A 20995-nucleotide genomic window follows, 5' to 3' on the forward strand; every position below is an offset into this window, starting at 1 on the left:
CGTTTACTCCACTTGCGCGACGGCGGCATTGATCCGCGAGATCGCCTCGGCCAGCACCCCTTCGCCGGTCGCCGTCGAGATGCGGAAATAGGGTGACAGTCCATAGGCGACACCCGGCACCGACGCCACGCGTCCTTCGTTGAGAAGATAGTTGGCCACGGCCGCGTCATTCTCCAGGACGAGGCCCTTGGGCGTCTTGCGGCCGATCAGGCTGGCGCAGCCGATATAGGCGTAGAAGGCGCCTTCCGGCGGCGACAACGTCAGTCCGTTTATCTTCCTGATGCCGTCCACTACCAGGTTGCGGCGCGCCTCGAAGGCCTGCCGGAAGCGCGCGACTTCATCCTGCGGACCGTTGAGGGCGGCGACGGTCGCGGCTTGTGCGATCGAGCACACCGAGGTGCAGGACTGGCTCTGGATCGTCGACATCGCCTTGATGAGTGGCGCGGGGCCGGCTGCGTAGCCGACGCGCCAGCCGGTCATCGCATAGGACTTCGAGACGCCGTTGACGATCAGGGTGCGGTCCTTGAGCTCGGGGCAGGCCTTGCCGAAGGAGACGAATTCGCGTCCGTCGAAGAGGATGTGCTCGTAGATCTCGTCGGACAGGACCAGCACCTGCGGGTGTTTTGCCACGACCGCGCCCAGCGCCTTGAGATCGGACGCGGAATAGACCGCGCCAGACGGGTTGCCGGGCATGTTGAGGAAAAGCCACTTTGTCCTTGACGTGATTGCCTTTTCCAGCAGCGCCGGCGTCAGCCGGAAGCCAGTGGTCTCCGGGCATTCGACGACGACGGGCGTGCCGCTGAGCAGCTTCACCATTTCGGGATAGGAGACGAAATAGGGCGCCGGCAGGATCGCCTCGTCGCCTGGCTCCAGCGTCGCCATCAGCGCGTTGAAGATGATCTGCTTGGCGCCGTTGGCGACCACGATGTCGTCGGCCGTGTAGTCCAGGCTGTTCTCGCGGCGGAACTTGCCGGCCACGGCTTCGCGCACTTCTGCGGTGCCGGCGGCGGCGGTGTAGAGCGTCTGTCCGGCCTTGGCGGCAAAATGCGCGGCATCGATGATGTGAAGCGGGGTCGGGAAATCGGGTTCGCCCAACCCGAGGTCGATCACGTCCACTCCCTTGGCGCGCAGCGCCTTGGCGGCCTGCGAAGCCGCCATGGAAGCCGAAGGCTTCACCGCCGAGAGGCGCGAGGCAACGTAACTCATTGGTCGTTCTCCGAGATGTAACCCTTGGATCGGTCGTTGGCCCGCGCGGCGGCGCTGCGCTTGGCCGGATCGCCATAGCCGCCGCCGCCCGGCAGTTCGAGGATCAGCCGCCGCCCGGCGGGCACGTGCTGCCAGCCCTTGGGGCGCATCTTTGTGCCGTCGTCGAGCTTGACCACGCCGGCGACGCCGGGCTCGCCGCCATTGCGTCCGCGCGGGGGATGGTTCACGCGGTCGAACATGGCGGAGAAGTCGAACTCGTGGCCGTCGGTCGCGGCGATCTCGATGATCTGACCCAGGCCGCCGCGGAACTCGCCGTCGCCGCCGGAATTCGGCCGCAGCTCCTTGCGCCAGATCACGATCGGACCGGTATGCTCCGTCGCCTCGATCGGCATCGTATGGACACCGGACGGGAAGGCCGTCGCCGACAAGCCATCGAGCTCAGGCCGCGCGCCCATGCCGCCGGAGTTGAACATCAGCACTTCGGCGCGGCGGCCGGACGCGCCGGCGACGGGCCGCGCCGAAATGTGGATGTTCCACAGCGCGCCGGCGCCTTCGGCGAGGATCTTTCCGGGCAACGCCTTGGAGAACGCGCCAAGCACCAGATCGGGAACCATGTGGCCGAAGATGTGCCTCAACGCCACCGGCGCCGGCCGCACGGCATTCAGGATGTTGACCGGCGAGGACACGGTGAAGAAGGCGAGCGAGGCGGCATTGTTCGGGATGTCCGGCGCCACCATGCATTTCAGCGCATAGCAGGCATAGGCCTTGCTGTAGATGATCGGGCAGTTGATGCCCCAGCGGCTCATCGGGTCGGTGCCGGTGAAGTCGACCTCGACATGGTCCTCGCGCACCGACACCGTGGCCGCGAGTTTCACCGGCTCGTCGTAGCCATCGGTCACCAGCTCGTTCGACCAGCTTCCCTTGGGCAGCGCCTCGATGCGTTCCAGCATGGCGTCGCGCGTGCGCGAGAAGATGAAATCGCCTAACCCAGCCAGCGAGGTGAGGCCGATTTCCTTCATCATGTCGACGAGGCGCCGGTGCCCGACCTCGTTGCAGGCGGCGAGCGAATAGAAATCGCCGACCACCTGGTTGGGCTCGCGGACATTGGCGCGCAGGATCCTGACCAGATCGAGATTGACCTTGCCCTTTTCCGCGAACTTCATGATCGGGATCTGGATGCCTTCCTCGTAGACCGACTTGCCGTCGGCGCCGAAGCCGCGCCCGCCGACATCGACGACATGCGCCGTGCAGGCAAAGAAGGCGACGAGTTCGCCGTTGAGGAAGGACGGGGACACCATGGTGATGTCGTGCAGGTGGCCGGTGCCCTGCCAGGGATCGTTGGTGACGTAAGTGTCGCCTTCGAACATCTGGTCGCGTGGGATTTCGTGCATGAAATGCAGCACCGCCTCGGCCATGGTGTTGACGTGGCCCGGCGTGCCGGTGACTGCCTGCGCAAGCATCTGGCCGCGCGGGTCGAATACGCCAGCCGACAGGTCGCCGGATTCGCGCACCGAAGTCGAGAAGGCGGTGCGCAGCAGGGTGAGCGCCTGCTCCTCGACCACCGAGATCAACCGGTTCCACATGACCTGCATGCGGATTTCGCCAATATCGCTCATGCCTGGCTGCCTTTGCGGATCAGTAGGATCGCGCCGTCGCTCTGGATGACGGCGTCGAAGCTGGTGGTGACGACGGTGGAAGTTTCGCGCTCGACGATGACCGCCGGGCCCGCGATCCGATCGCCGGGGCGGAGCGTGTCGCGCTCGACGATGCCGTAGCTGCGCGGCGCGCCGCTGACCGGATCGAACACCTCGCGGGTCGTTTTGAGTTCGCTCGTCTTCTTGCCAGTTGTGAGCTCGTGCCTGGCGACGGCGGGACGGACATCCGTCGCCTTGACCGACCAGGTGACGATCTCGATTTCCAGTCCGTCGAGCCCCTCGATGGCGCGGCCGAAGAAGCGCTGGTAATTCTCCTCGAACAACGCCTTGAGTTCTGAAACGGCATCGTCGCCGAACGGCTCGTCTGCCACCGGCACGGGGATTTCCCAGCCCTGGCCGGCATAGCGCATGAAGGCGGTGATTTCGCAGACGATCCTGCCGCTGGCGCCGCCGCGCACAAAACCCTCGGCGGAGGCCTTGAGATCGGCGAGCAGGGCATTCACTTCGGCAGGCTGGAACCGCGACAGGCGCGTCAGCTTCGAGGCCAGCGCCTCGTAGCCGAACGGCGCCTTGAGGAAGCCGATCGCCGAGCCGACGCCGGCGCCGCGCGGAACGATGCACTGGTCGATGCCGAGCTTTTCGCACAGTCTCGCCGCGTGAAGCGGGGCGGCGCCGCCGAAGGCAATCATCAGATTGTCGGATATGTTCTTGCCGTTCTCGACCGCATGGACGCGGGCAGCATTGGCCATGTTCTCGTCCACTACCTCGCAGATGCCGAAGGCCGTCGACATGGCATCGAGCGACAGCCGCTCGCCGACATCGCGCAGAATCGCCTGCTCGGACGCAGTGCTGTCCAGCTTGATCGCCCCGCCGGCGAAATTGTCGGGGTCGAGCTTGCCGAGCACGAGATCGGCATCCGTGATCGCCGGACGGTTGCCGCCGCGCCCGTAGCAGGCCGGCCCCGGCTCCGAGCCGGCACTCTCCGGCCCGGTCTGGATACGGCCCATGGCGTCGACCCAGGCGATAGAACCGCCGCCGGCGCCGATCTCGATCATCTCGATAACCGGGATGGAGATCGGCATGCCCGAGCCCTTCGAGAAGCGGTAGGTGCGCGCCACTTCGAAAGTTCGCGCAGTGCGCGGCGCATAGTCCTCGATCAGGCAGATCTTGGCGGTGGTTCCGCCCATGTCGTAGGAGACGACCTTCTCAAGACCAAAGCGCCTGGCGACGTCTGCGGCGAAGATCGCGCCGCCCGCGGGGCCGGATTCCACCAGCCGGACCGGAAATTCCGAAGCGGTCTCCACCGAGATCAGGCCGCCGCCGGAATGGATCATGAAGACGGGGCACTCGGCGCCCATGTCCTTCAGGCGCGTCTGCAGGCGGGCGAGATAGTCGGCCATCTGCGGCCGCACATAGGCGTTGGCGCAGACCGTGTTGAAACGTTCGAACTCACGCATCTGCGGCGAGACTTCGGCGCTGATCGAGATCGGGATGCCGAGTTTTCTGGCGAGGATCTCGCGCGCCCGGCGCTCGTGGTCGGGGTTGGCATAGGCATGGATGAAGCCGATCGCCACCGAGCCGAAACCACCCGCCGCAATGCGGTCGGCGATGTCTTCCAGAGCGGCTTCGTCGAGCGGCTGCAGCTCTTGGCCTTCCGCGCCGATGCGGCCCTTGACGGTGAAGCGATCCTCGCGCGGGATCAGCGGCGTCGGCAGTTGCAGGTTCAGATCATACTGCTCGAAGCGGTTTTCCGTTCGCATCTCGATCACGTCGCGGAACCCTTTCGTCGTGACCAGCGCGGTCTTCGCGCCACGGCGCTCAATCAGCGCGTTGGTGGCGAGTGTCGTGCCGTGGATGATGATGCCGATCTCGGACGGAGAAATTCCGGCGTCGCGAATGACGATGGCGATGCCGTCGAGGATCGCCTGCTCGGGAGCCGCATAGTTGGTCAGCACCTTGGTCGAAAACATCGTCCCTCGGACATCAAGGGCGATGTCGGTGAAGGTGCCGCCGATGTCCGCGCCGAGACGGATGTCGTCAGTTCTGGAGGTCATGACTTGGCCTTCTGGGAAGCGAGCGCGGCGTCGCGCATCTGAGAGAGGGTCTGCCGGGGCGTTATCGCTTCGGGCGAGATGGCGATGTCGAGGACGGCGCCGGTCGTCGAGCTAAGCGCCCGCTCGAACGCCGCCGCGAAATCCCCCGTGGATTCGACCCGCTCGGCGTGAAAGCCATAGGCCTTCGCCAGCGCCACGAAGTCGGGATTCTCGAGCGAGGTTCCGGAGACGCGAGCCGGATAGTTGCGCTCCTGATGGGCACGGATGGTGCCGTATATGCCATTGTTGACGATCAGCACGATCGGCTGCGCGCCGGCCTGCATGGCGGTTCCGAGTTCCTGGCAGTTCATCTGGAAGTCGCCGTCACCGGCAAAGCAGACCACGGTGCGTTGCGGGTATGCGACCTTGGCCGCGATCGCGGCCGGCAGGCCATAGCCCATGGCGCCGGATTGCGGCGCAAGCAGGCGCGCTTGCGGTCCAAACTTGAAGAACTTGTTCGGCCACACGGTGAAATTGCCGGCGCCGTTGGTGAGGATGACGTCGGGCGGCAGCGTCTCGCGCAGCCAGGTGCTGACCGCGACCATGTCGACCGGGCCGGGCTGCACGGGCGCAGCGAACGTGCCTTCATAGGCCTTGCGTGCCGTCGTGCGCCAGTCGGCCCAAGAACCCTTGATCGGGGTGAGCGCCTTGGCGAAGGCGTTCGGACCGGAATGGATACCGATCGTGGGCACATAGATCTTGCCGATCTCGCGATCGGAGCCGTGCACGTGGATCAGCTTCTGGCGCGGTACGGGAACTTCGAGCAGGGTGTAGCCGTCGGTCGTCATCTCGCCGAAGCGGACATTGACGGCGAGGATCACGTCCGCGTCGCGGATCAAGTTTTTCACATGCGGCACCATCCCGACGCCGGCCTCGCCGACGAACACCGGCGAATGGTTGTCGAACTGGTCCTGATACCGGAAGGCTGTCACGACCGGGATATCGGAGGCTTCGGCGAAAGCCTGAAGCGCCGCGCGTCCGTCAGCCGTCCAGTTGGCGCCGCCCATCAGCAGCACCGGATTTTCGGCGGTGGCAAGCATCTTCAATACCGACGCAATTGCCTCCTGTGCCGGCGCCGCTTCGAAGATAGGCGCCGGCCCGCCGAGCGGCGCGGCTTCGGTCATGGCCGTCAGCATGTCTTCCGGCAGCGCGACCACCACGGGGCCGGGGCGTCCGGTCAAAGCGGTGGTCCAGGCCCGCGCCACGATTTCGGGAAGGCGATCGACGTCATCGATCTCGACCGCCCATTTTGCGACGGTTCCATACACCGCCCGGTAGTCTATTTCCTGGAAGGCTTCGCGGCCTTTGATGTCGGTGCCGACCTGGCCGACGAAGAGGATCATCGGCGAACTGTCCTGCATGGCGGTGTGCACGCCGATGCTGGCATTGGTCACGCCCGGGCCGCGCGTCACAAAGCAGATGCCCGGCGTGCCCGTCAGCTTGCCGTAGGCGGAAGCCATGAAAGCCGCACCGCCCTCATTGCGGCAGAGCACGTAGTCCAGCTTTCCACGCGTGTCGTGCAGCGCGTCGAGAACGGCGAGATAGCTTTCGCCGGGAACGCCGAAGCTCTTGGTCGCGCCAAGCGAGATCAGGCACTCGACAAGAAGGCGACCGCCATTGCGGACCATGCTTCGGCATCCTCTTACGCTGGTGGCAAGCAGACGGAGCCTGCCTTTCGAACTTATACCTGCACTCTGGCGGGCCGACGCGAAATCAAGAAATGCGATCCATTCGAAAGTTTTTCTTTATTCTGCAATTCGAACCAGGACGCCGGGATTCATCGTGCCCTGCGGGTCGAACGCGCCCTTCAGCCGCGCCATGAGTTCCCGCTCCACAGAACTGCGATTCCGCTCGGCCATGGCGATCTTGGTGCGCCCAAGCCCATGTTCCGCCGCGAAGCTGCCCCCCATCTCGGTAGCGAGCGCAGCCAGCGCCTCGGCAAATTGTCCCGCCTTGCCGTCGAAATCGGCGCGGCCTTCCGGCGGCGACAGATTGTAGTGGATGTTGCCGTCGCCGAGATGCCCGAATGGGTTGATCCGCACGCCGGGCAGGATGTCGTCGCAAATCCCGGCGCCGGTCTCGATGAAGCGGGCGATGGCGCCCGGCGGCACCGAGATGTCGTGCTTCAACTGTTCGCCTTCCAGCCGCTGCCCCTCGGGTTGTTCCTCGCGCAGCCGCCAGAATTGCGCCCGCTGCGCGCCCGAATTGGCCAGCGCGCCATCCACGACCAGACCTTCCTCCATACCCCATTCCAGTGCCGAAGCGAGGATCTCCTCCAGCGGAACGCGCGCCGAACCTGACGCCAGTTCGACGAGCAGGTAGACGTCGCCTCGTGTTTCCAGCTGGTAGGCGAGATCAGGCAGATGCTTGAGCGCCAGCGTCAGGCCGACATCGGAGAAGAATTCGAGCCCGGCAAGGAACTCGCCGGCCTCGCCGCGCAGATAGGTGCCGAAGGAAACGGCCGCGGCGAAGTCGGACATCACCAGAAGCGCGCTCGCCTGTTGTTTTGGGGTGGGATAGAGCCTGAGGACAGCGCGCGTGACGATGCCGAGCGTGCCTTCGGCACCGCAGAACAGCTTGCGCAGCTGATAGCCGGCATTGTCCTTCTGCACCGCGCGAAGGCCGTCCCATACCGCGCCGTCCGGGGTCACGACTTCGAGGCCGAGCACAAGGTCCTGCATCATGCCATAGCGAAACGCCTGGCTGCCGCCGGCATTGGTGCCGATCAGGCCGCCGATCCTGGCGCTGCCTTCGGCGCCGAGATGCATCGGGAACATCAGGCCATGCGGCTCCAGCGCGTCGTGCAACGCGGCGAGCACAACGCCCGCGTCAACCGCAATCGACCCGCTCTCCGGATCCGGTTCGCCTATTGCCGTCATGCGCGAAAGCGAGACGATCACCGCGTTCGCCCGATCGGCGACGGCGCCGCCGCACAGGCCGGTGTTTCCGCCTTGCGGAATCACGGCCACGCCGGCCACCCGGCATGCCTTGACCACTGCCGCAACTTCGGCCGTGCTCGCGGGTCTGGCAACGCCCAAAGGCGCGACGCCATAGCGGTTCAGCCAGTCGCGCTGATAAGGCTCGGCGTCGGTGCCCGAAAGCCAGCCTTTCGGTCCGAGAATCTCGCGCAAAGCGGTGACGGGATCGGTCATTGCGATACCTGCGATGTGTGGCACGCCGCGTATAGACAGCAGCTGGCTCTGGCTCAATGACCCAGCACCTGCGACAGAAATTGCCGGGTGCGCTCGTTCCGGCAAGAGGTGAAGAACTGCTCCGGCGGCGCCTCCTCGACGATCTCGCCGCGGTCCATGAAAATGACGCGGTCGGCGACGCGGCGCGCGAAGCCCATCTCGTGCGTGACACAGATCATCGTCATGCCTTCCGAAGCAAGGGTCACCATGACGTCCAGCACTTCGGCGATCATTTCCGGGTCGAGCGCCGAGGTCGGCTCGTCGAACAGCATGAGCTGCGGCTGCATGCAAAGGGCGCGCGCAATGGCCACCCGCTGCTGCTGGCCCCCGGAGAGCTGTCCGGGAAACTTCGTCGCCTGCTCGGGAATGCGGACCTTCTCCAGATAGCGCCGGGCGGTCGCCTCGGCCTCGGCGCGCGGTCGCTTGCGCACGATCATCGGTGCGATCATGCAGTTCTCCAGCACGGTCATGTGCGGGAACAGGTTGAAGTGCTGGAACACCATGCCGACTTCGCGCCTGATCCCGTCAATGTTGCCGACATCGTCGTTGAGCTCGGAGCCGAGCACGGTGATGCGCCCGCCATTGTGCTGCTCGAGTCGATTGATGCAGCGGATCATGGTCGACTTGCCGGAGCCCGAGGGGCCGCAGACGACGATCTTTTCTCCGCGCTTCACGGAAAGGTTTATGTTCCGCAGCGCGTGGAAAGAGCCGTAGTATTTGTCCAGGTTCTCGATATGAACCGCGGCGCCGGATGACTGCGTCGAAATCACTTTGCGCGCCTCCCTACCGTTCGCCGACCGACATGCGGCGCTCGAGGTAAGCACCGTAGCGGGACAGGCTGAAGACGAAGACGAAATAGATCAACGCAATGAAGGCATAGACCTCGACATAGGCGAAGCGCCATTCGCCGGTGCCGTAGGCGGCATTGCCGGAGGCGAGGATCTCGAAGAAACCGACGATAACCACCAGCGAGGTTTCCTTGAACGAGATGACGAACTGGTTGATCGTCGCCGGCAGCGCGTTGCGCATGGCCTGCGGCAGGAGGATGCGGCCGATGCGCTGCCAGTAGCTCATGCCCAGCGCCATGGCGGCTTCCTCCTGGCCCTTCGGAACGCCCTGCATGCCGCCGCGCACGATCTCGGCCTGATAGGCCGAGAAGAACAGGGCCGAGCCGAGAATGACTCGGTACAGCTTGTCGCCTGCCATCCATTGCGGCAGCGCGAAGGGCAGCACGACGGCAAAGGTGAAGAGAATAGAGATCAGCGGCAGCGAGCGCACTCCGTCGATGATCAGGCCGGTGGTCCTGGATATCCAGGGCAGCTCCGAGCGGCGCAAGAGAGCCAGGCAGATCGCCAGCGGGAAGCCGATCAGGCAGGTGGTGACGAAGATGAAAAGGGTGAGCGCCAATCCGCCCCAGGCTTCCTCGCCGACATAGGGGAGGCCGAGCACGCCGCCTTTCATCAGCACATAGTAGAGCGCCGCTCCGACGCCCCAGACGAGCGCGATGCGGCGGCCGGTCCAAAAGGCCGGGATGCAGCTCAGCACGGTCATGACCACGACGACCACACAGGCCAAGGCCGAGCGCCATTGCTCCTCGAAGGGATAGAGGCCGAAAAGGATGATGCGCCATCTGGCGGCAATGACCGACCAGCAGGCTCCTGCCGCCGCCTGGCAGGCCTCGGGCCCGCCGCTGGTGGTGAACACCGCTGAGAACACCGCCCAGTTCAACAGCTTCCAGAGAACGAAAGCCATGATCGCCAGCGATATCAGCGACAGCAGCGCCTGCAGCGGCGTGGCGAAGAAACGGCGCCTCAGGTCTTCGAGCTTGCCAGGGGCAGGGGGAGCGACAATTACCAACTCCATCAGTCACCCCCTCAACTGATTGCCCTTGAGGGCAATGGTTTTGTTGATGCGGTTGAACACGGCTGCCAGGCTGAGATTGATCGCCAGGAACCCTGCCATCAGGATACCGATCGCTTCCAGCGTCTGGCCGGAGTGGTTGATGGTCAGCGCCACGATCATGAAGAAGTCGGTGAAGCCCACCGCAATGCCCATGGTCGTCGCCTTCATCAGCCAGACATACTGGTTCGCGAGGATCGGCAGCATGGCACGCAGCGCCAGCGGCAGCCGCACCAGCGTGAACACGCGCCAGGGGCTCAGCCCCAGCGAAAGTGCGGCCTCCATCTGGCCCTTCCCGACGGCCTTGAAGCCGCCACGCACGATTTCGGCGATATAGGAGCCGCCATAGATGGCGATCGCGATGGCCAAAGCGGAAAATTCGGGAGGGATGCGCAGGCCACCCTTGAGATTGAGACCTTGCAGGGCAGGGAAGTCGAGCAGCGGCAGGTCCGGCAGGCGGCCCAGCGCAAGGACAATGACTGCGCTGGCCAGTGCCGTCGCGGCCGCGGTCAGTTGAATGCCGAGCCGCTCGCCGGGCGGTTGGCTGAGGCGCGTGGTCCGGCCCAGCCAAACCGGCAGCGCGATCGCCGCGATTACGGCAAGGAAAGCTGCCGCAAACGCGACGCCGCCGACATTGGGGACCGGCACATAGAGGCCGCGGCTGGTCAGCAGCATGCCGAAGGCCTCGTGCGCGGCGCGTGGCGTCGGCAGATGCGTGATGACGGCGTACCAGAAGAAGACCTGGAGGATCAGCGGGATGTTGCGGAAGATGTCGACATAGGTGCGGCCAAGCAGCCGCGCCAGTTCGTTCGAGGAAGTCCGCGCCAGGCCAACGATGGTGCCGACGATCGTCGCCAGGATCAGCCCGGTGCATCCCAGGAATAGCGTATTGATGACGCCGATGAGGAAGAACCACCAGTAGGGGTCGTTGGCGGTGGCGGGCGGCAGCGAGAAGTTGACATCCCAGCCCGTCGACTTGAACAGGAAGTCGAAGCCGGAGGTGATGCCTTGCTGCGCCAGGTTCCGCCGGGCAATCATCACGCAGGCAAGGATCATCGCGGCAAGCGAGCCGACATAAAGAACCTGTAAAAGCGTATTGCGGACCCTCTGATTTCTTAGCAGGCTGACCATCATGGTCTTCCCCGAATTGTCGCCGGCTCCGCCTGGCGGTGCCAGGCGGAGCTCAGAGCGAGCTGCGTTAAGAGGTGGAGTCAGTCGATCACCAGCGGGAACAGGACGCCGCCATTGTTCCAGAGGTTGGTGAGCTCGCGATCCATCTTGTAGGGCGACTCCTTGCCGAGATCGCGATCGAAGATCTCGCCATAATTGCCGACCTTCTTGATCACGTTGTAGGCCCAGTCGTCAGGAAGTCCGAGACCCTTGCCCATGCCTGGCGCGGCACCGAGGAACTTGGCGACCGCCGGCGACGTGGGCTTGGCTTTGATCTCATCGACATTTTTGGACGTGATGCCTTCCTGCTCGGCGAAGAGCAGGGCGGAGAGCGTCCAGTTGGCGACGTCGACCCAGTTGTCGTCGCCTTGCCGCACGATCATGACCTCGGGTTCGACGGCGAGCACGTCGGGCAGGATCACGTGGTCGTCGACCTTGCCCTTGGCGACACGCGCGATTGCGAGAACTGGCCCCCACTGGGCATACATGTCGCAGCGCCCCGAGAAGTAGGCTTGCTCGAGCTCTTCCGTCTTTTCGATGACGACAGGCTCCAGCTTTATCCCGACCTTCTGCGCATAGGCCGCGACCTGCTGCTCGATGGTCGTCCCCGCGGGGATGCAGATCGAGCCGCCATCGGCGTCCTTGAGCGACTTCAGATTGAGCTCCTTATGCGCCATCACCTTGGTCGTTCCGAGGTAATAGGACATCGAGAATTGCAGGCCGAGCTCGGTATCTCGGCTGAGCGTGCCGCCCGACGCCTTGATGATGATGTCGACGTCGCCCGACTGCAGCGACGGCCAGCGCTGCGCCCAGCTGATCGGGACGATCTTCAGCTTGGCCGGGTCGCCGAACACGGCGGTCGCCACCGCCTTGCAGAGGTCGATGTCCATGCCCTTCCAGTTGCCCTTGTCGTCTACCTCGGCGAAGCCGAGATAGGAGCCGTCATGGCCCGTGCAGTTGAGCACGCCGCGCGCCTTCACGGTTTCCAGCGTCTTGCCGCCCGCCGCCTCGGCCGGCGCCGCAAAATGAACCAGGCCAAGGGCCATGGCTGCGGCCCCCCATTTCGTCATTTTCATGTTTGTTGTCTCCACTGTTGAGGTTCACTTGTTCTTGTTGTTGGAGGCCCGAAACACGCGCTTCGGCCCTCGGTCGCTAAGCCGCTCCTAATCGGAGAGCGGTGTCGGTTTCGGCAGAGAAAGCTTGAGGTCGCTGCCCCAATCCTGCTGGACGAGCCAGCGATGCAGGGCGGCCACCGCCTTCACGCGCAGATGCCCGCGCGGCATGACGAGGTAGAAGCCGGGGACTTCTTCCGGCTTCATGTCCGAGAGGGCGTCACGGCCAAGTGGCGCGACCAGCGCGCCCGACCTGAAGTCCTCCTCGGCATCGATGACGGAAACCAGGCCGACACCGATGCCTTGGAGCGTCGCACGGCGCATGGTGGCGGCGTCATCGAAGCCGATGCTGCGGTCGCCTTCAGCCAGTTCCACTCCGAGGTGCCGCAATATGTCGGGCCACAGCCGCTTCGACTTGACGGTGTCGAGCAGCGTGAACCGCGTCAGGTCCTGCGCCGACTTGATCTTCTCGCCAATCGCCGGGGTGCAGCATATGATCTTCGGGTCCGGCACCAGCAGCGTGGTCTCGTAGTCCGGCCAGTTGCCATAGCCCCACTGCACCGTCATATCGATGTCGTCACGCCCGAAATCGGGCAGGTCGACCATCGTCGTCAGGCGCAGATCAGCGCCCGGCAGGATCTCGCGGAACAATGAAAGCCTGGGCAGCAGATAGTGCGTCGCGAAGTAGGGGCTCGCATTGAGATTGATGCGGTCCCGGTAGTTCGATTTGGTGACGCGGCGAACGCCTTCGGAAAATTCGTCGAAGCCGGCTTTGACATAGTGCGAGAGCAGGATCGCCGACTCAGTCAGCTCGATCGAGCGCCCCTTGCGCTCGAACAGCGTCACCTGCAGCGTGTCTTCCAAAAGCTTGATCTGCTGACCGACGGCTTGCGGCGTCACCAGGAGCTCGTCGGCGGCCTGCCGGAAGCTCTTGTGCTGTGCGACGGCGTGGAAGACGCGAAGCGCATTGAGCGAAGGAAGGCGAAGCTTGCCGGTCATCGTGAAGTCCGCCTCCTTTCGTTCGAGACTCCGTTGATCATGCACTGCTGGATTTCAGACGCCGCCGGCTTATGAAAACCGATTCAGGCGTAGATGTAACCGCCTGAGACGATTACGTTTTCACCGGTCATATAGGTGTTCTTCGGGCCGCCGGTCATGAGCACCCACTCGGCGATCTCGGTCGGCTCGGCGCCGCGGCCGAGCGGGCTTGCCTTGGCCAGTTCCTCGAGAAAACCGAGCGCCTTGGCCTTCTCGGTGGCCATGCCGGCGGGCGCGACGGAATTCACCAAAATCCCGTCCTTGGCGACGTGATGGGCAAAGGAGCGCGTGAGGCTGACGACGGCGGCCTTGGTCGCCGCATAATGGGCGTTCTGCGGATGCGCCTTGAAGGCGTCGACGGAAGTGAGGTTTACGATCCTTCCACGCACATGCGCTTTTGGCTCTTGCGACTGCATGTGGCGAACGGCCGCCACCATCATGTGGTACGTGCCCTTGATGTTGATGCCGTTGGAGGCGTCCCACTCGGCGTCGGTGATCTCGAGGAGCGGACGCCGAGGATAGATCGCGGCGCAATTGATCAGCGTGTCGACGCGCCCGAGCTTCGCGACAATGGCGTCGAAGGCGGCGTGACACTGCGGTCCGATCTGGATGTCGCAAGCTGCGGCAGCCGTAGGCAGGCCCTTGGCCTTCGCCGCTTCGAGAGCGCTCTCGGCAGCTTCCTGGTTGATGTCGATGATGCCGATCTTTGCTGCCCCGGCCTCCACAGCCATGCGAGCGAGAAGGGCGCCAAGGCCGGCGCCGCCGCCGACGATCAGAACGGAAAGATCCTTCATTGCAGTTTTCCTTACTTGGTGCCGCTGGGCGAGGTCGGCCAGGTCGGCATGATGTCGAAACGAGTAACGTCGGCCCAAGCGGGGAGCGCCAGCACAGCGACGACCATCCTGCCCACGTCGTCCGGCTGCACCACTTTTCCGGCGTACATCGCCGCCCGGGCGTCGGCGTCGAGGATGTCTTTGTAGAGCTGCGTCTCGACCCGACCGGCGACGATCTCGGTGACGCGTATGCCGGACGGCGAGAGGTCGGCGCGCAAGGCAGCGGCAAAGCCGGAGATCGCCGCCTTGGTGGCCGAATAGACGGCGATGTTGGAATAGGCCGCGTGGCCGGCGGTGGAGCCGGTGAACAAGATGTGGCCTGACTGGCGCTCGCGCATCTGCGGCGCGACGAGGCGGGTGAGCAGGATCGCCGCGCTGAGGTTCACCTCTAACGTGGTGTCGATGTCTGCGATCGTCATGTCGGCGAAATTGCCGAGCGGCGGCATGATGCCGGCGTTGTTGATCAGCACATCGATGGTGAGATCGGCCAGGACCGATTCCAAAGCCTCGCGGTCGGTAACGTCAACGGCGATCGGCAGGATGCCAGGACGCTCGGACTGCAGTTCTTTCAGCGCCGCCTGGCTGCGACCGACCGCATAGACGTCGTAACCGGCGTCGCTCAACGCGATGGCGATGGCTCGCCCAATGCCGCTCGTCGCACCTGTGATGAAGGCTGTCGTCACGTGGGCTTCCCCTATTGCCTGATCTTTAGTCTGCGGCCTCGACCGGTGCCGCGAAACCAAGAAAAGCAGCAAAAAGGAAAGATAAACTTTCGAGAGCCTTTCCGGCAGCTCAAACGTTCCACGCTGCCTGCGTGGCCTCCAACGCTGCGAACCAAAGGAAAATAATCCCGTCGGCGCGCGGGAGAAGGTTCCCGGTCGTCGGTGGAACAAAAACACGGCTTTCGCGACGCGCGGCAAGTCACATTCGGTGCCCACGCGAAGGATCGAACCCGTCCCGGCCCTAACCGACCGTTGGCGCAGGCCTTTTCATTTTGGTGAAGAGCGAGGCTGCGGCGGCCTTTTGCTCCGCGTCGGTCGCCTCGACTCCGGAAGCCCGCGCCAGGGCGCGAACGCGCCCGAGGCTGTTGTACAGATGCTTGCGCATGGCCTGGCGGGCCTTGCCGCCGTCCTGTCTTTCGATGGCATCGACGATGGCTTTGTGCTCGCTGTGGATGCGAGCGTAATAGCTGTCCTTCAGGGCCGGCTCGACGACATAGCCGAGCTGGAAGCGCGGCACGATCATCGGTCCGAGATAGGCCAGGAAGCCATGGATGAATTCGTTGCGCGCGGCTTTGGCGATCGCGAGGTGGAAATCGTAGTCGTAGTGGATCTGGACGGCCGCCGGGTCGGCCTGCTGCGCGTCGATGTCATCCATCATGGCACGGATGGCGCTCGCCTCCTTGTCGGTGCGGCGTTCGGCGCAGAGCCCGGCGGATTCGACTTCGACGCTCAACCTGAGTTCGAGCAAGGCGATGGTTTCCGGCAAGGTTCTCAGCGCCTCGTCCGGGATCGAGAAATTGCGCGGCACGGGTGTTTCGCTGACGAACATGCCGCGACCCTGCTGCGGCACCACCATGCCCTCGGAGCGCAGCCGCGCCACGGCTTCGCGCACGACGGTGCGGCTGACATCGTATTCGGCGCAAAGCTCCGCCTCGGTCGGCAGTTGCGCGCCCGGCTGCAACTCACCGGAGCGGATTTTTTCGGCCAGGCTCTCCGCCACGAGGGTGGAAAGCGGCTTGCGCTTCGTCATTCAGGCCTTCCGTTCAAGTCCAGACTAGGGCCGTTCAAGTTCAGATTCGGGATGATGCCCGAACCGGCGAGACCATTCAAACCGCCGCGGTGACGATCAGTTCGACCAGCATGCCGGGCTTGGCCATCCGCCCCTCGCCGGAAGAGCGTGCCGGCGCATGCTCTTTCGGCATCCAGGCGTCCCAGACCGCATTGACTTCGTCGAAATCCCGCACGTCGTCCAGCCACATCTGGACGTGGAGGATGCGGGTCTTGTCGGTGCCTGCCGTGGCGAGCAGGGCATCGATCTTGGCGAGCACCTCGCGCATCTGGTCGGCCGCCGGTTGGCCCGGCCTGGCAACCTGGCCGGTCAGGTAGAGCGTGCCGTTGTGGATAACGCCATGATGGATGCGGGTGTCGAAGTCGAAGCGCTGGATATCGCCCACTGGTTCTTCCTCGTCAGATGGCCGGCGTCTGCCGGATGGGGGTTGCCCTGCAGGTACTGCGCGTACGGCGCCTGGACGAGCCAGCCGGCATCGACGGGCAGCGTGACGCCGGTGATCGAGGCGGCACGGTCGGAGCAGAGGAACAGCGCCGCCTCGGCGACATCGCGCGGCTCGACGAAGCGGCGCAGCGCGGTGGTGGCCTGGATCGCTTCCGGGTTGCGTTCGCCCTTGGCGATCCTGGCCTTCAGCCCGTCGGAGAGGGTATAGCCCGGCGCTACGGCGTTCACACGGACTCCATGCGGGCCGAGTTCGGCAGCCAGGATCTGGGTGAGCGCCAGCACCGCATGCTTTCCGGGCGTGTAGGCCGGAAGCGACAGCGGCGCGAAGGAGGCGAGCGAGCCGACATTGAGGATCGCGCCGCGCCCGGCGGCCGACATCAGCCGGCCGAACAGCTGGCAGCCAAGCAGCGTGCCGCGATAATTGATCCGCCACATCTGCTCGTCTTCGGTGAGGTCCTGGTCGAGCACATGCTTGCCGCTCTGCAGGATGCCGGCGCAGTTGACCACGACATGAGGGGTGCCGAACGCATTGCTGACGTCTTGCGCCAGCGCCTCGACGGAAGCGGGATCGCCGACATCGGTCTGGACAAACGCGGCGCGTGGGGCGCCGGCGCTCTCGCAGGCCTCGGCGGCTTCCTTGCCGCGGCTCGCGTCCCGGCCTGCGACGACCACCTGGTAGCCTTCCTCGGCGAAGCGCTCCGCAATAGCGCGGCCGATCCCGGATGTGCCGCCGATGACGACCGCGGTCGAAGCCTCAGCCATTGTGGCGCTCCTTTCGCTCGATGTCGAAGAATGCGGCCATGGCCTCGACCTGGAAGTCCATCATCGGGCGTCCGGGCTGGATGCGGCAGCCGATCTCTTTCGCCGCCTTGAGCAGGGCCGTTTCGGCCGGCTCCATGATGATGTCGACCACGGTCATCTCCGGCGTCAGCTTGTTCACATCCATCGGCAGCGGATCGCCGGCCTTCAGCCCGGAGGGCGTCGCGTTGATCGCCATGTCCATTCCGGACGGATCGGGTTCGCCGACCTCGATGCGGCAATCGGGGAACGACTTGTTGACCAGCGAAGCGAGTTTTTGCGCGCGTTCCCTGTCGAAATCGGCCAGGCGGATCTCCGTCGCGCCTTCCTCGGCGAGGCAGTAGGTCAGCGATGCGCCCGCACCGCCTGCGCCGACCTGGAGGATGCGCCGGCCGGCGATCCGGTGTCCGCCGGCCTTCAAGCCGTCGATGAAGCCGACGCCGTCGAAATTGTCGGCATACCAGGTGCCGTCCGCCTGCCGGCGCACGGAATTCGCGCTTTGCACGCGCGTGGCGCGATCGTGGGCGGCGGCGCATTTGTGGTAGACCGGGACCTTATAGGGCACCGAGATGATCACGCCGCGGATGTTCTCCGCCGCCGTGATGCCGGCCCAGAAAGTATCGAAATCTTCCGGACGGCAGCTCAGCGGCACCATCAGACTGTCGAGCCCCTTCTGCTCGAAGATCTCGTTGAAGATCCCAGGGCTTTTCGCGTGGCCCACGGGATGGGCCAGCATGACGAAGACATCGGCCTTGCCGGTTCCGCGCATCGGTTATTCCTTTCCGTTTGACAGTTCATGATCGCTCAGGACCTCGAGAGCCCGGACGAGCGACGAGTGGTCTGCTTCCGCGCCGCCCGGGCGGGCCGCACAGGCATTCATCAGTTGCTGCGCCAGCGCCGTGCTCGGCAGGGCGGCTCCAAACGCGCGGGCGCTTTCGAGCGCGAGGTTGAGATCCTTCTGGTGCAGGCGGATGCGGAAGCCCGGCGCGAAGGTGCGGGCGATCATGCGCTCGCCATGCACTTCGAGCACGCGGGACGAGGCGAAGCCGCCCATCAGCGCGCTTCGGACCTTCGCCGGATCGCAGCCCGCTTTGCTGGCAAAAACAAGCGCTTCGGCAACGGCTTCTATGTTGAGCGCGACGATGATCTGGTTGGCTATCTTGCAGGTCTGGCCGGCGCCGTTCTTCTCGCCGATCAGGGTGATATTCTTGCCGAGCTTTTCGAAGATGGGCAGCGCGCGCTCGAATTCGGCAGCCGGCCCGCCGACCATGATGGTGAGACTCGCCGCTTTTGCGCCGACCTCGCCGCCGGAGACGGGTGCGTCGAGGAAGCCGCCTCCCGCTTCCCTGAACTTCGCCGCGAATTGCGCGGTGGCGATCGGGCTGATCGAGCTCATGTCGATGACCAGCTTGCCGGCTGAAATCCCTTCGAGCACGCCACCCGGCCCGAGCAGGACGCGCTCCACGTCGGGCGTATCGGGCAGCATGGTGATGATGATTTCGCAAACCCGCGCCACTTCCGCCGGGGAAGCCAGCACCGACGCTTTCAGATCCGCAGGCAGAGGAGAGCGATTGAGCACCGTGACGATCTCGTGCCCGGCATCGGCAAGATGCCGCGCCATGGGCGCGCCCATGACGCCAAGTCCGATGAAACCGATTTTCATGCGCAACTCCCGTGCTCGCCAGAGCGTCTTGCAGCTCAATGGAGGCGTATGATATAGGACATCATACAAATTTCAATGCCTCTTCCACTGGAGACCGATCGCAAATGCAAGAGCGCGTCAATTCGCTGAAGGCGGCCGTTAAGGCCGGCCGGCCTCATATCGGCATCTGGTGCTCGCTGGCTTCAGCGCTGACCACAGAAGTGGTGGCTGGTTCCGGAGCGGGCTGGCTGCTGATCGACGGCGAGCACAGCCCCAACGATCTGCGCAGCATCATGGCGCAGCTTCAGGTCGCGGCGGCATTTCCGTGCGAGGCGGTGGTGCGCCTGCCGTCCGACGATCCCAACCTGATGAAGCAGGCCCTGGATGTCGGTGCCCGCAGCCTGATGATTCCGAATGTGCGCACGCCGGACCAGGCGCGCAAAATCGTCGCGGCGATGACCTATGCTCCGGGCGGCTTCCGCGGCTTCTCGGTCGGCCATCGCGCCAACGCCTTCGGCCGTATCGCCGGGTATCATGCGAAAGCGCGCGAGCAGCAGTTGTTGGCGGTGCAGATCGAGGACGCGGCCGGCGTCGCCAATGCGGCTGAGATCGCAGCGGTGGATGGCGTGGACGTTCTGTTTGTCGGGCCCGGCGATCTTTCCATGAATATGGGCGCGATGGGCAATCCCGGCGCTGCGCATGTGCAGGAGGCGATCGCTTCCGTGCGCAAGGCCGCGGCCGCGGCAGGCAAGGCGAGCGGGATTTTGGCTCCCGTGAAGGCCGACGCCGACCGCTATCTCGCCGAAGGCTTCACCATGGTTGCCGTCGGTTCCGACCTCGGCCTGTTGGCGCGGGGCTCGGACGCCCTGATTGCGTCCTTCAACCGCTAGACTCGGGAGACGGCCGTGGCGATCCCCCCTTACAAAGCACCCTCGCGCTACGCCTACGACATCGTCATCGTCGGCGGTGCCGTCATCGGCTCTTCGACGGCCTATTGGCTGAGCCAGGCGCTGGGCAGTGGCGCCTCGATCCTCGTGGTCGAGCGCGACTCCAGCTACGAATTCTCCTCGACGGCGCTCTCCACCAGCGCCATCCGCCAGCAATACTCCAATCCGATCAATGTGAAGATCAGCCAGTTCGGCATCGAGATCATCCGCGGTTTCCAGGAGCGGATGGCGCCCTTCTACACGAATGAGCCGGCGCCCGATCTCGGCTTCAAGGAGCACGGATATCTCTATTGCTGTTCGCCGGAAGGCGTGGAGGCGGCCAAGGAGCGGGTCGAGCTGCAGCGCAGCCTCGGCGCCCACACCGTCTTCCTCGAGCCGGGTCCGCTGAAGGAACGCTTCCCCTGGCTGAATGTCGACGACCTCGGCGGCGGTTCGTGGGGTGCGCGCGAAGAGGGCTGGTTCGATTCCATGGGCATGTTGAACGGCTTCCGCCGCGCCGCGCGCGCCAGCGGGGTCGAGTACATCGACAATGCCGTGACCGGACTGGATGTCGTCGATGGGCGGGTTGTCTCCGCTCGGCTGGCGACCGGCGAGACAGTCGCTTGCGGAACCCTGGTCAACGCCGCCGGCCCGCGAGCGCAGCAGGTCGCTGCCATGGCCGGCCTTTCCATCCCGGTAGCCCCGTACAAGCGCTACAGCTTCGTCTTCGCCAGCGCCAACCCGATCCCTGGGCGAATGCCCAACGTCATCGACCTTTCCGGCACTTTCGTGCGCCCGGAAGGCGAGCTCTTCCTTACCGGCAACACGCCGCAGGGCGACGGGCCGGCCGATTACGACGATTTCGAAATGCATTTCGAGGAGTTCGACGATTATATCTGGCCGGCGCTGTGGCACCGCATTCCGGCCTTCGACGCGCTCAAGGTCCAGACCAGTTGGACCGGCCACTACGAATACAACATGCTCGACCACAACGGCATCGTCGGCTTTCACCCGGAGGTGAAGAACTTCATGTTCGCCAACGGCTTCTCAGGGCACGGCCTGCAGCAGTCGCCGGCGGTCGGGCGGGCGGTGTCGGAGCTGATCGTTCACGGCGCCTTCCAGACGCTGGACCTGTCACCGTTCTGTTACGAGCGCATCCCGCGCAACGAACCGTTCCTGGAAGAAGCGGTGATCTGA

At 64.6% G+C, this 20995-nt stretch carries 19 protein-coding genes; 2 read left to right on the forward strand and 17 right to left on the reverse strand.

All coding sequences use genetic code 11. The features are described 5' to 3' along the window. Positions 1-3: 3 nt before the first annotated feature. From CK218_RS26440 to CK218_RS26520, 17 genes are all read right to left on the reverse strand, one after another. On the reverse strand, positions 4-1206 hold the full coding sequence (locus tag CK218_RS26440) for a pyridoxal phosphate-dependent aminotransferase (RefSeq protein ID WP_095829405.1): 1203 nt from the start codon (positions 1204-1206) through the stop codon (positions 4-6). Then, positions 1203-2822 (reverse strand): hydantoinase B/oxoprolinase family protein, encoded by a 1620-nt coding sequence (locus tag CK218_RS26445; protein ID WP_066992090.1) that lies wholly within the window; start codon positions 2820-2822, stop codon positions 1203-1205. The genes CK218_RS26440 and CK218_RS26445 overlap by 4 nt, the downstream gene beginning before the upstream one ends. After that, complete coding sequence (locus tag CK218_RS26450) at positions 2819-4915, reverse strand: hydantoinase/oxoprolinase family protein (RefSeq protein WP_095829406.1); 2097 nt, start codon at positions 4913-4915, stop codon at positions 2819-2821. The genes CK218_RS26445 and CK218_RS26450 overlap by 4 nt, the downstream gene beginning before the upstream one ends. Beyond that, entirely contained in the window at positions 4912-6582 is a 1671-nt protein-coding gene (locus CK218_RS26455) for a thiamine pyrophosphate-binding protein (RefSeq protein ID WP_095829407.1), read from the reverse strand. The genes CK218_RS26450 and CK218_RS26455 overlap by 4 nt, the downstream gene beginning before the upstream one ends. A gap of 117 nt (positions 6583-6699) precedes the next feature. Next, on the reverse strand, positions 6700-8106 hold the full coding sequence (locus CK218_RS26460; protein ID WP_095829408.1) for an FAD-binding oxidoreductase: 1407 nt from the start codon (positions 8104-8106) through the stop codon (positions 6700-6702). Positions 8107-8159: 53 nt separating this feature from the next. After that, on the reverse strand, positions 8160-8915 hold the full coding sequence (locus CK218_RS26465; protein ID WP_095829409.1) for an amino acid ABC transporter ATP-binding protein: 756 nt from the start codon (positions 8913-8915) through the stop codon (positions 8160-8162). A 13-nt stretch (positions 8916-8928) separates the two neighbouring features. Continuing rightward, on the reverse strand, positions 8929-10008 hold the full coding sequence (locus tag CK218_RS26470) for an amino acid ABC transporter permease (protein WP_095829410.1): 1080 nt from the start codon (positions 10006-10008) through the stop codon (positions 8929-8931). Between the two features lie 3 nt (positions 10009-10011). Continuing rightward, positions 10012-11178 (reverse strand): ABC transporter permease subunit, encoded by a 1167-nt coding sequence (locus CK218_RS26475; RefSeq protein WP_245299545.1) that lies wholly within the window; start codon positions 11176-11178, stop codon positions 10012-10014. A gap of 77 nt (positions 11179-11255) precedes the next feature. Next, positions 11256-12290 carry an amino acid ABC transporter substrate-binding protein gene (locus CK218_RS26480; RefSeq protein ID WP_082980382.1) on the reverse strand — a complete coding sequence of 345 codons (1035 nt, stop codon included), beginning with the start codon at positions 12288-12290 and terminating at the stop codon, positions 11256-11258. A gap of 87 nt (positions 12291-12377) precedes the next feature. Further along, positions 12378-13325 (reverse strand): LysR substrate-binding domain-containing protein, encoded by a 948-nt coding sequence (locus tag CK218_RS26485; protein ID WP_066992107.1) that lies wholly within the window; start codon positions 13323-13325, stop codon positions 12378-12380. 83 nt (positions 13326-13408) lie between these two features. After that, the gene (locus CK218_RS26490; protein WP_095784019.1) at positions 13409-14158 is read right to left on the reverse strand and encodes an SDR family oxidoreductase; all 750 of its coding nucleotides are present in this window, start codon (positions 14156-14158) and stop codon (positions 13409-13411) included. An 11-nt stretch (positions 14159-14169) separates the two neighbouring features. After that, on the reverse strand, positions 14170-14880 hold the full coding sequence (locus tag CK218_RS26495) for an SDR family oxidoreductase (RefSeq protein ID WP_095784018.1): 711 nt from the start codon (positions 14878-14880) through the stop codon (positions 14170-14172). A gap of 280 nt (positions 14881-15160) precedes the next feature. Further along, a complete protein-coding gene (locus CK218_RS26500; protein ID WP_179294604.1) occupies positions 15161-15949 on the reverse strand; it encodes a FadR/GntR family transcriptional regulator in 789 nt (262 codons plus the stop codon). A gap of 76 nt (positions 15950-16025) precedes the next feature. Continuing rightward, on the reverse strand, positions 16026-16373 hold the full coding sequence (locus tag CK218_RS26505) for a RidA family protein (protein WP_095824994.1): 348 nt from the start codon (positions 16371-16373) through the stop codon (positions 16026-16028). Then, complete coding sequence (locus tag CK218_RS26510; RefSeq protein WP_143749708.1) at positions 16298-17194, reverse strand: SDR family oxidoreductase; 897 nt, start codon at positions 17192-17194, stop codon at positions 16298-16300. Before CK218_RS26510 ends, CK218_RS26505 begins: the two co-directional genes overlap by 76 nt. After that, positions 17187-17999 carry a shikimate dehydrogenase gene (locus CK218_RS26515; protein WP_095829411.1) on the reverse strand — a complete coding sequence of 271 codons (813 nt, stop codon included), beginning with the start codon at positions 17997-17999 and terminating at the stop codon, positions 17187-17189. The genes CK218_RS26510 and CK218_RS26515 overlap by 8 nt, the downstream gene beginning before the upstream one ends. Before the next feature lie 3 nt (positions 18000-18002). Further along, positions 18003-18893 carry a 2-hydroxy-3-oxopropionate reductase gene (locus CK218_RS26520; RefSeq protein ID WP_095829412.1) on the reverse strand — a complete coding sequence of 297 codons (891 nt, stop codon included), beginning with the start codon at positions 18891-18893 and terminating at the stop codon, positions 18003-18005. Positions 18894-18997: 104 nt separating this feature from the next. Here CK218_RS26520 and CK218_RS26525 point away from each other — a divergent pair, with 104 nt between their 5' ends. Further along, positions 18998-19762 (forward strand): HpcH/HpaI aldolase/citrate lyase family protein, encoded by a 765-nt coding sequence (locus CK218_RS26525; protein WP_095829413.1) that lies wholly within the window; start codon positions 18998-19000, stop codon positions 19760-19762. A 15-nt stretch (positions 19763-19777) separates the two neighbouring features. Further along, the gene (locus CK218_RS26530; protein WP_095829414.1) at positions 19778-20995 is read left to right on the forward strand and encodes an FAD-dependent oxidoreductase; all 1218 of its coding nucleotides are present in this window, start codon (positions 19778-19780) and stop codon (positions 20993-20995) included.

The organism is Mesorhizobium sp. WSM3879 (assembly GCF_002294915.1).
GTDB lineage: Bacteria > Pseudomonadota > Alphaproteobacteria > Rhizobiales > Rhizobiaceae > Mesorhizobium.

Coding starts and splice junctions, on each gene's coding strand:
- CK218_RS26525 (WP_095829413.1), top strand. CDS start 18,998: ATGCAAGAGCGCGTCAATTCGCTGAAGGCGGCCGTTAAGGCCGGCCGG.
- CK218_RS26515 (WP_095829411.1), bottom strand. CDS start 17,999: ATGCGCGGAACCGGCAAGGCCGATGTCTTCGTCATGCTGGCCCATCCC.
- CK218_RS26490 (WP_095784019.1), bottom strand. CDS start 14,158: ATGAAGGATCTTTCCGTTCTGATCGTCGGCGGCGGCGCCGGCCTTGGC.
- CK218_RS26475 (WP_245299545.1), bottom strand. CDS start 11,178: ATGATGGTCAGCCTGCTAAGAAATCAGAGGGTCCGCAATACGCTTTTA.
- CK218_RS26470 (WP_095829410.1), bottom strand. CDS start 10,008: ATGGAGTTGGTAATTGTCGCTCCCCCTGCCCCTGGCAAGCTCGAAGAC.
- CK218_RS26500 (WP_179294604.1), bottom strand. CDS start 15,949: ATGACGAAGCGCAAGCCGCTTTCCACCCTCGTGGCGGAGAGCCTGGCC.
- CK218_RS26520 (WP_095829412.1), bottom strand. CDS start 18,893: ATGAAAATCGGTTTCATCGGACTTGGCGTCATGGGCGCGCCCATGGCG.
- CK218_RS26480 (WP_082980382.1), bottom strand. CDS start 12,290: ATGAAAATGACGAAATGGGGGGCCGCAGCCATGGCCCTTGGCCTGGTT.
- CK218_RS26445 (WP_066992090.1), bottom strand. CDS start 2,822: ATGAGCGATATTGGCGAAATCCGCATGCAGGTCATGTGGAACCGGTTG.
- CK218_RS26485 (WP_066992107.1), bottom strand. CDS start 13,325: ATGACCGGCAAGCTTCGCCTTCCTTCGCTCAATGCGCTTCGCGTCTTC.
- CK218_RS26450 (WP_095829406.1), bottom strand. CDS start 4,915: ATGACCTCCAGAACTGACGACATCCGTCTCGGCGCGGACATCGGCGGC.
- CK218_RS26440 (WP_095829405.1), bottom strand. CDS start 1,206: ATGAGTTACGTTGCCTCGCGCCTCTCGGCGGTGAAGCCTTCGGCTTCC.
- CK218_RS26510 (WP_143749708.1), bottom strand. CDS start 17,194: ATGGCTGAGGCTTCGACCGCGGTCGTCATCGGCGGCACATCCGGGATC.
- CK218_RS26455 (WP_095829407.1), bottom strand. CDS start 6,582: ATGGTCCGCAATGGCGGTCGCCTTCTTGTCGAGTGCCTGATCTCGCTT.
- CK218_RS26460 (WP_095829408.1), bottom strand. CDS start 8,106: ATGACCGATCCCGTCACCGCTTTGCGCGAGATTCTCGGACCGAAAGGC.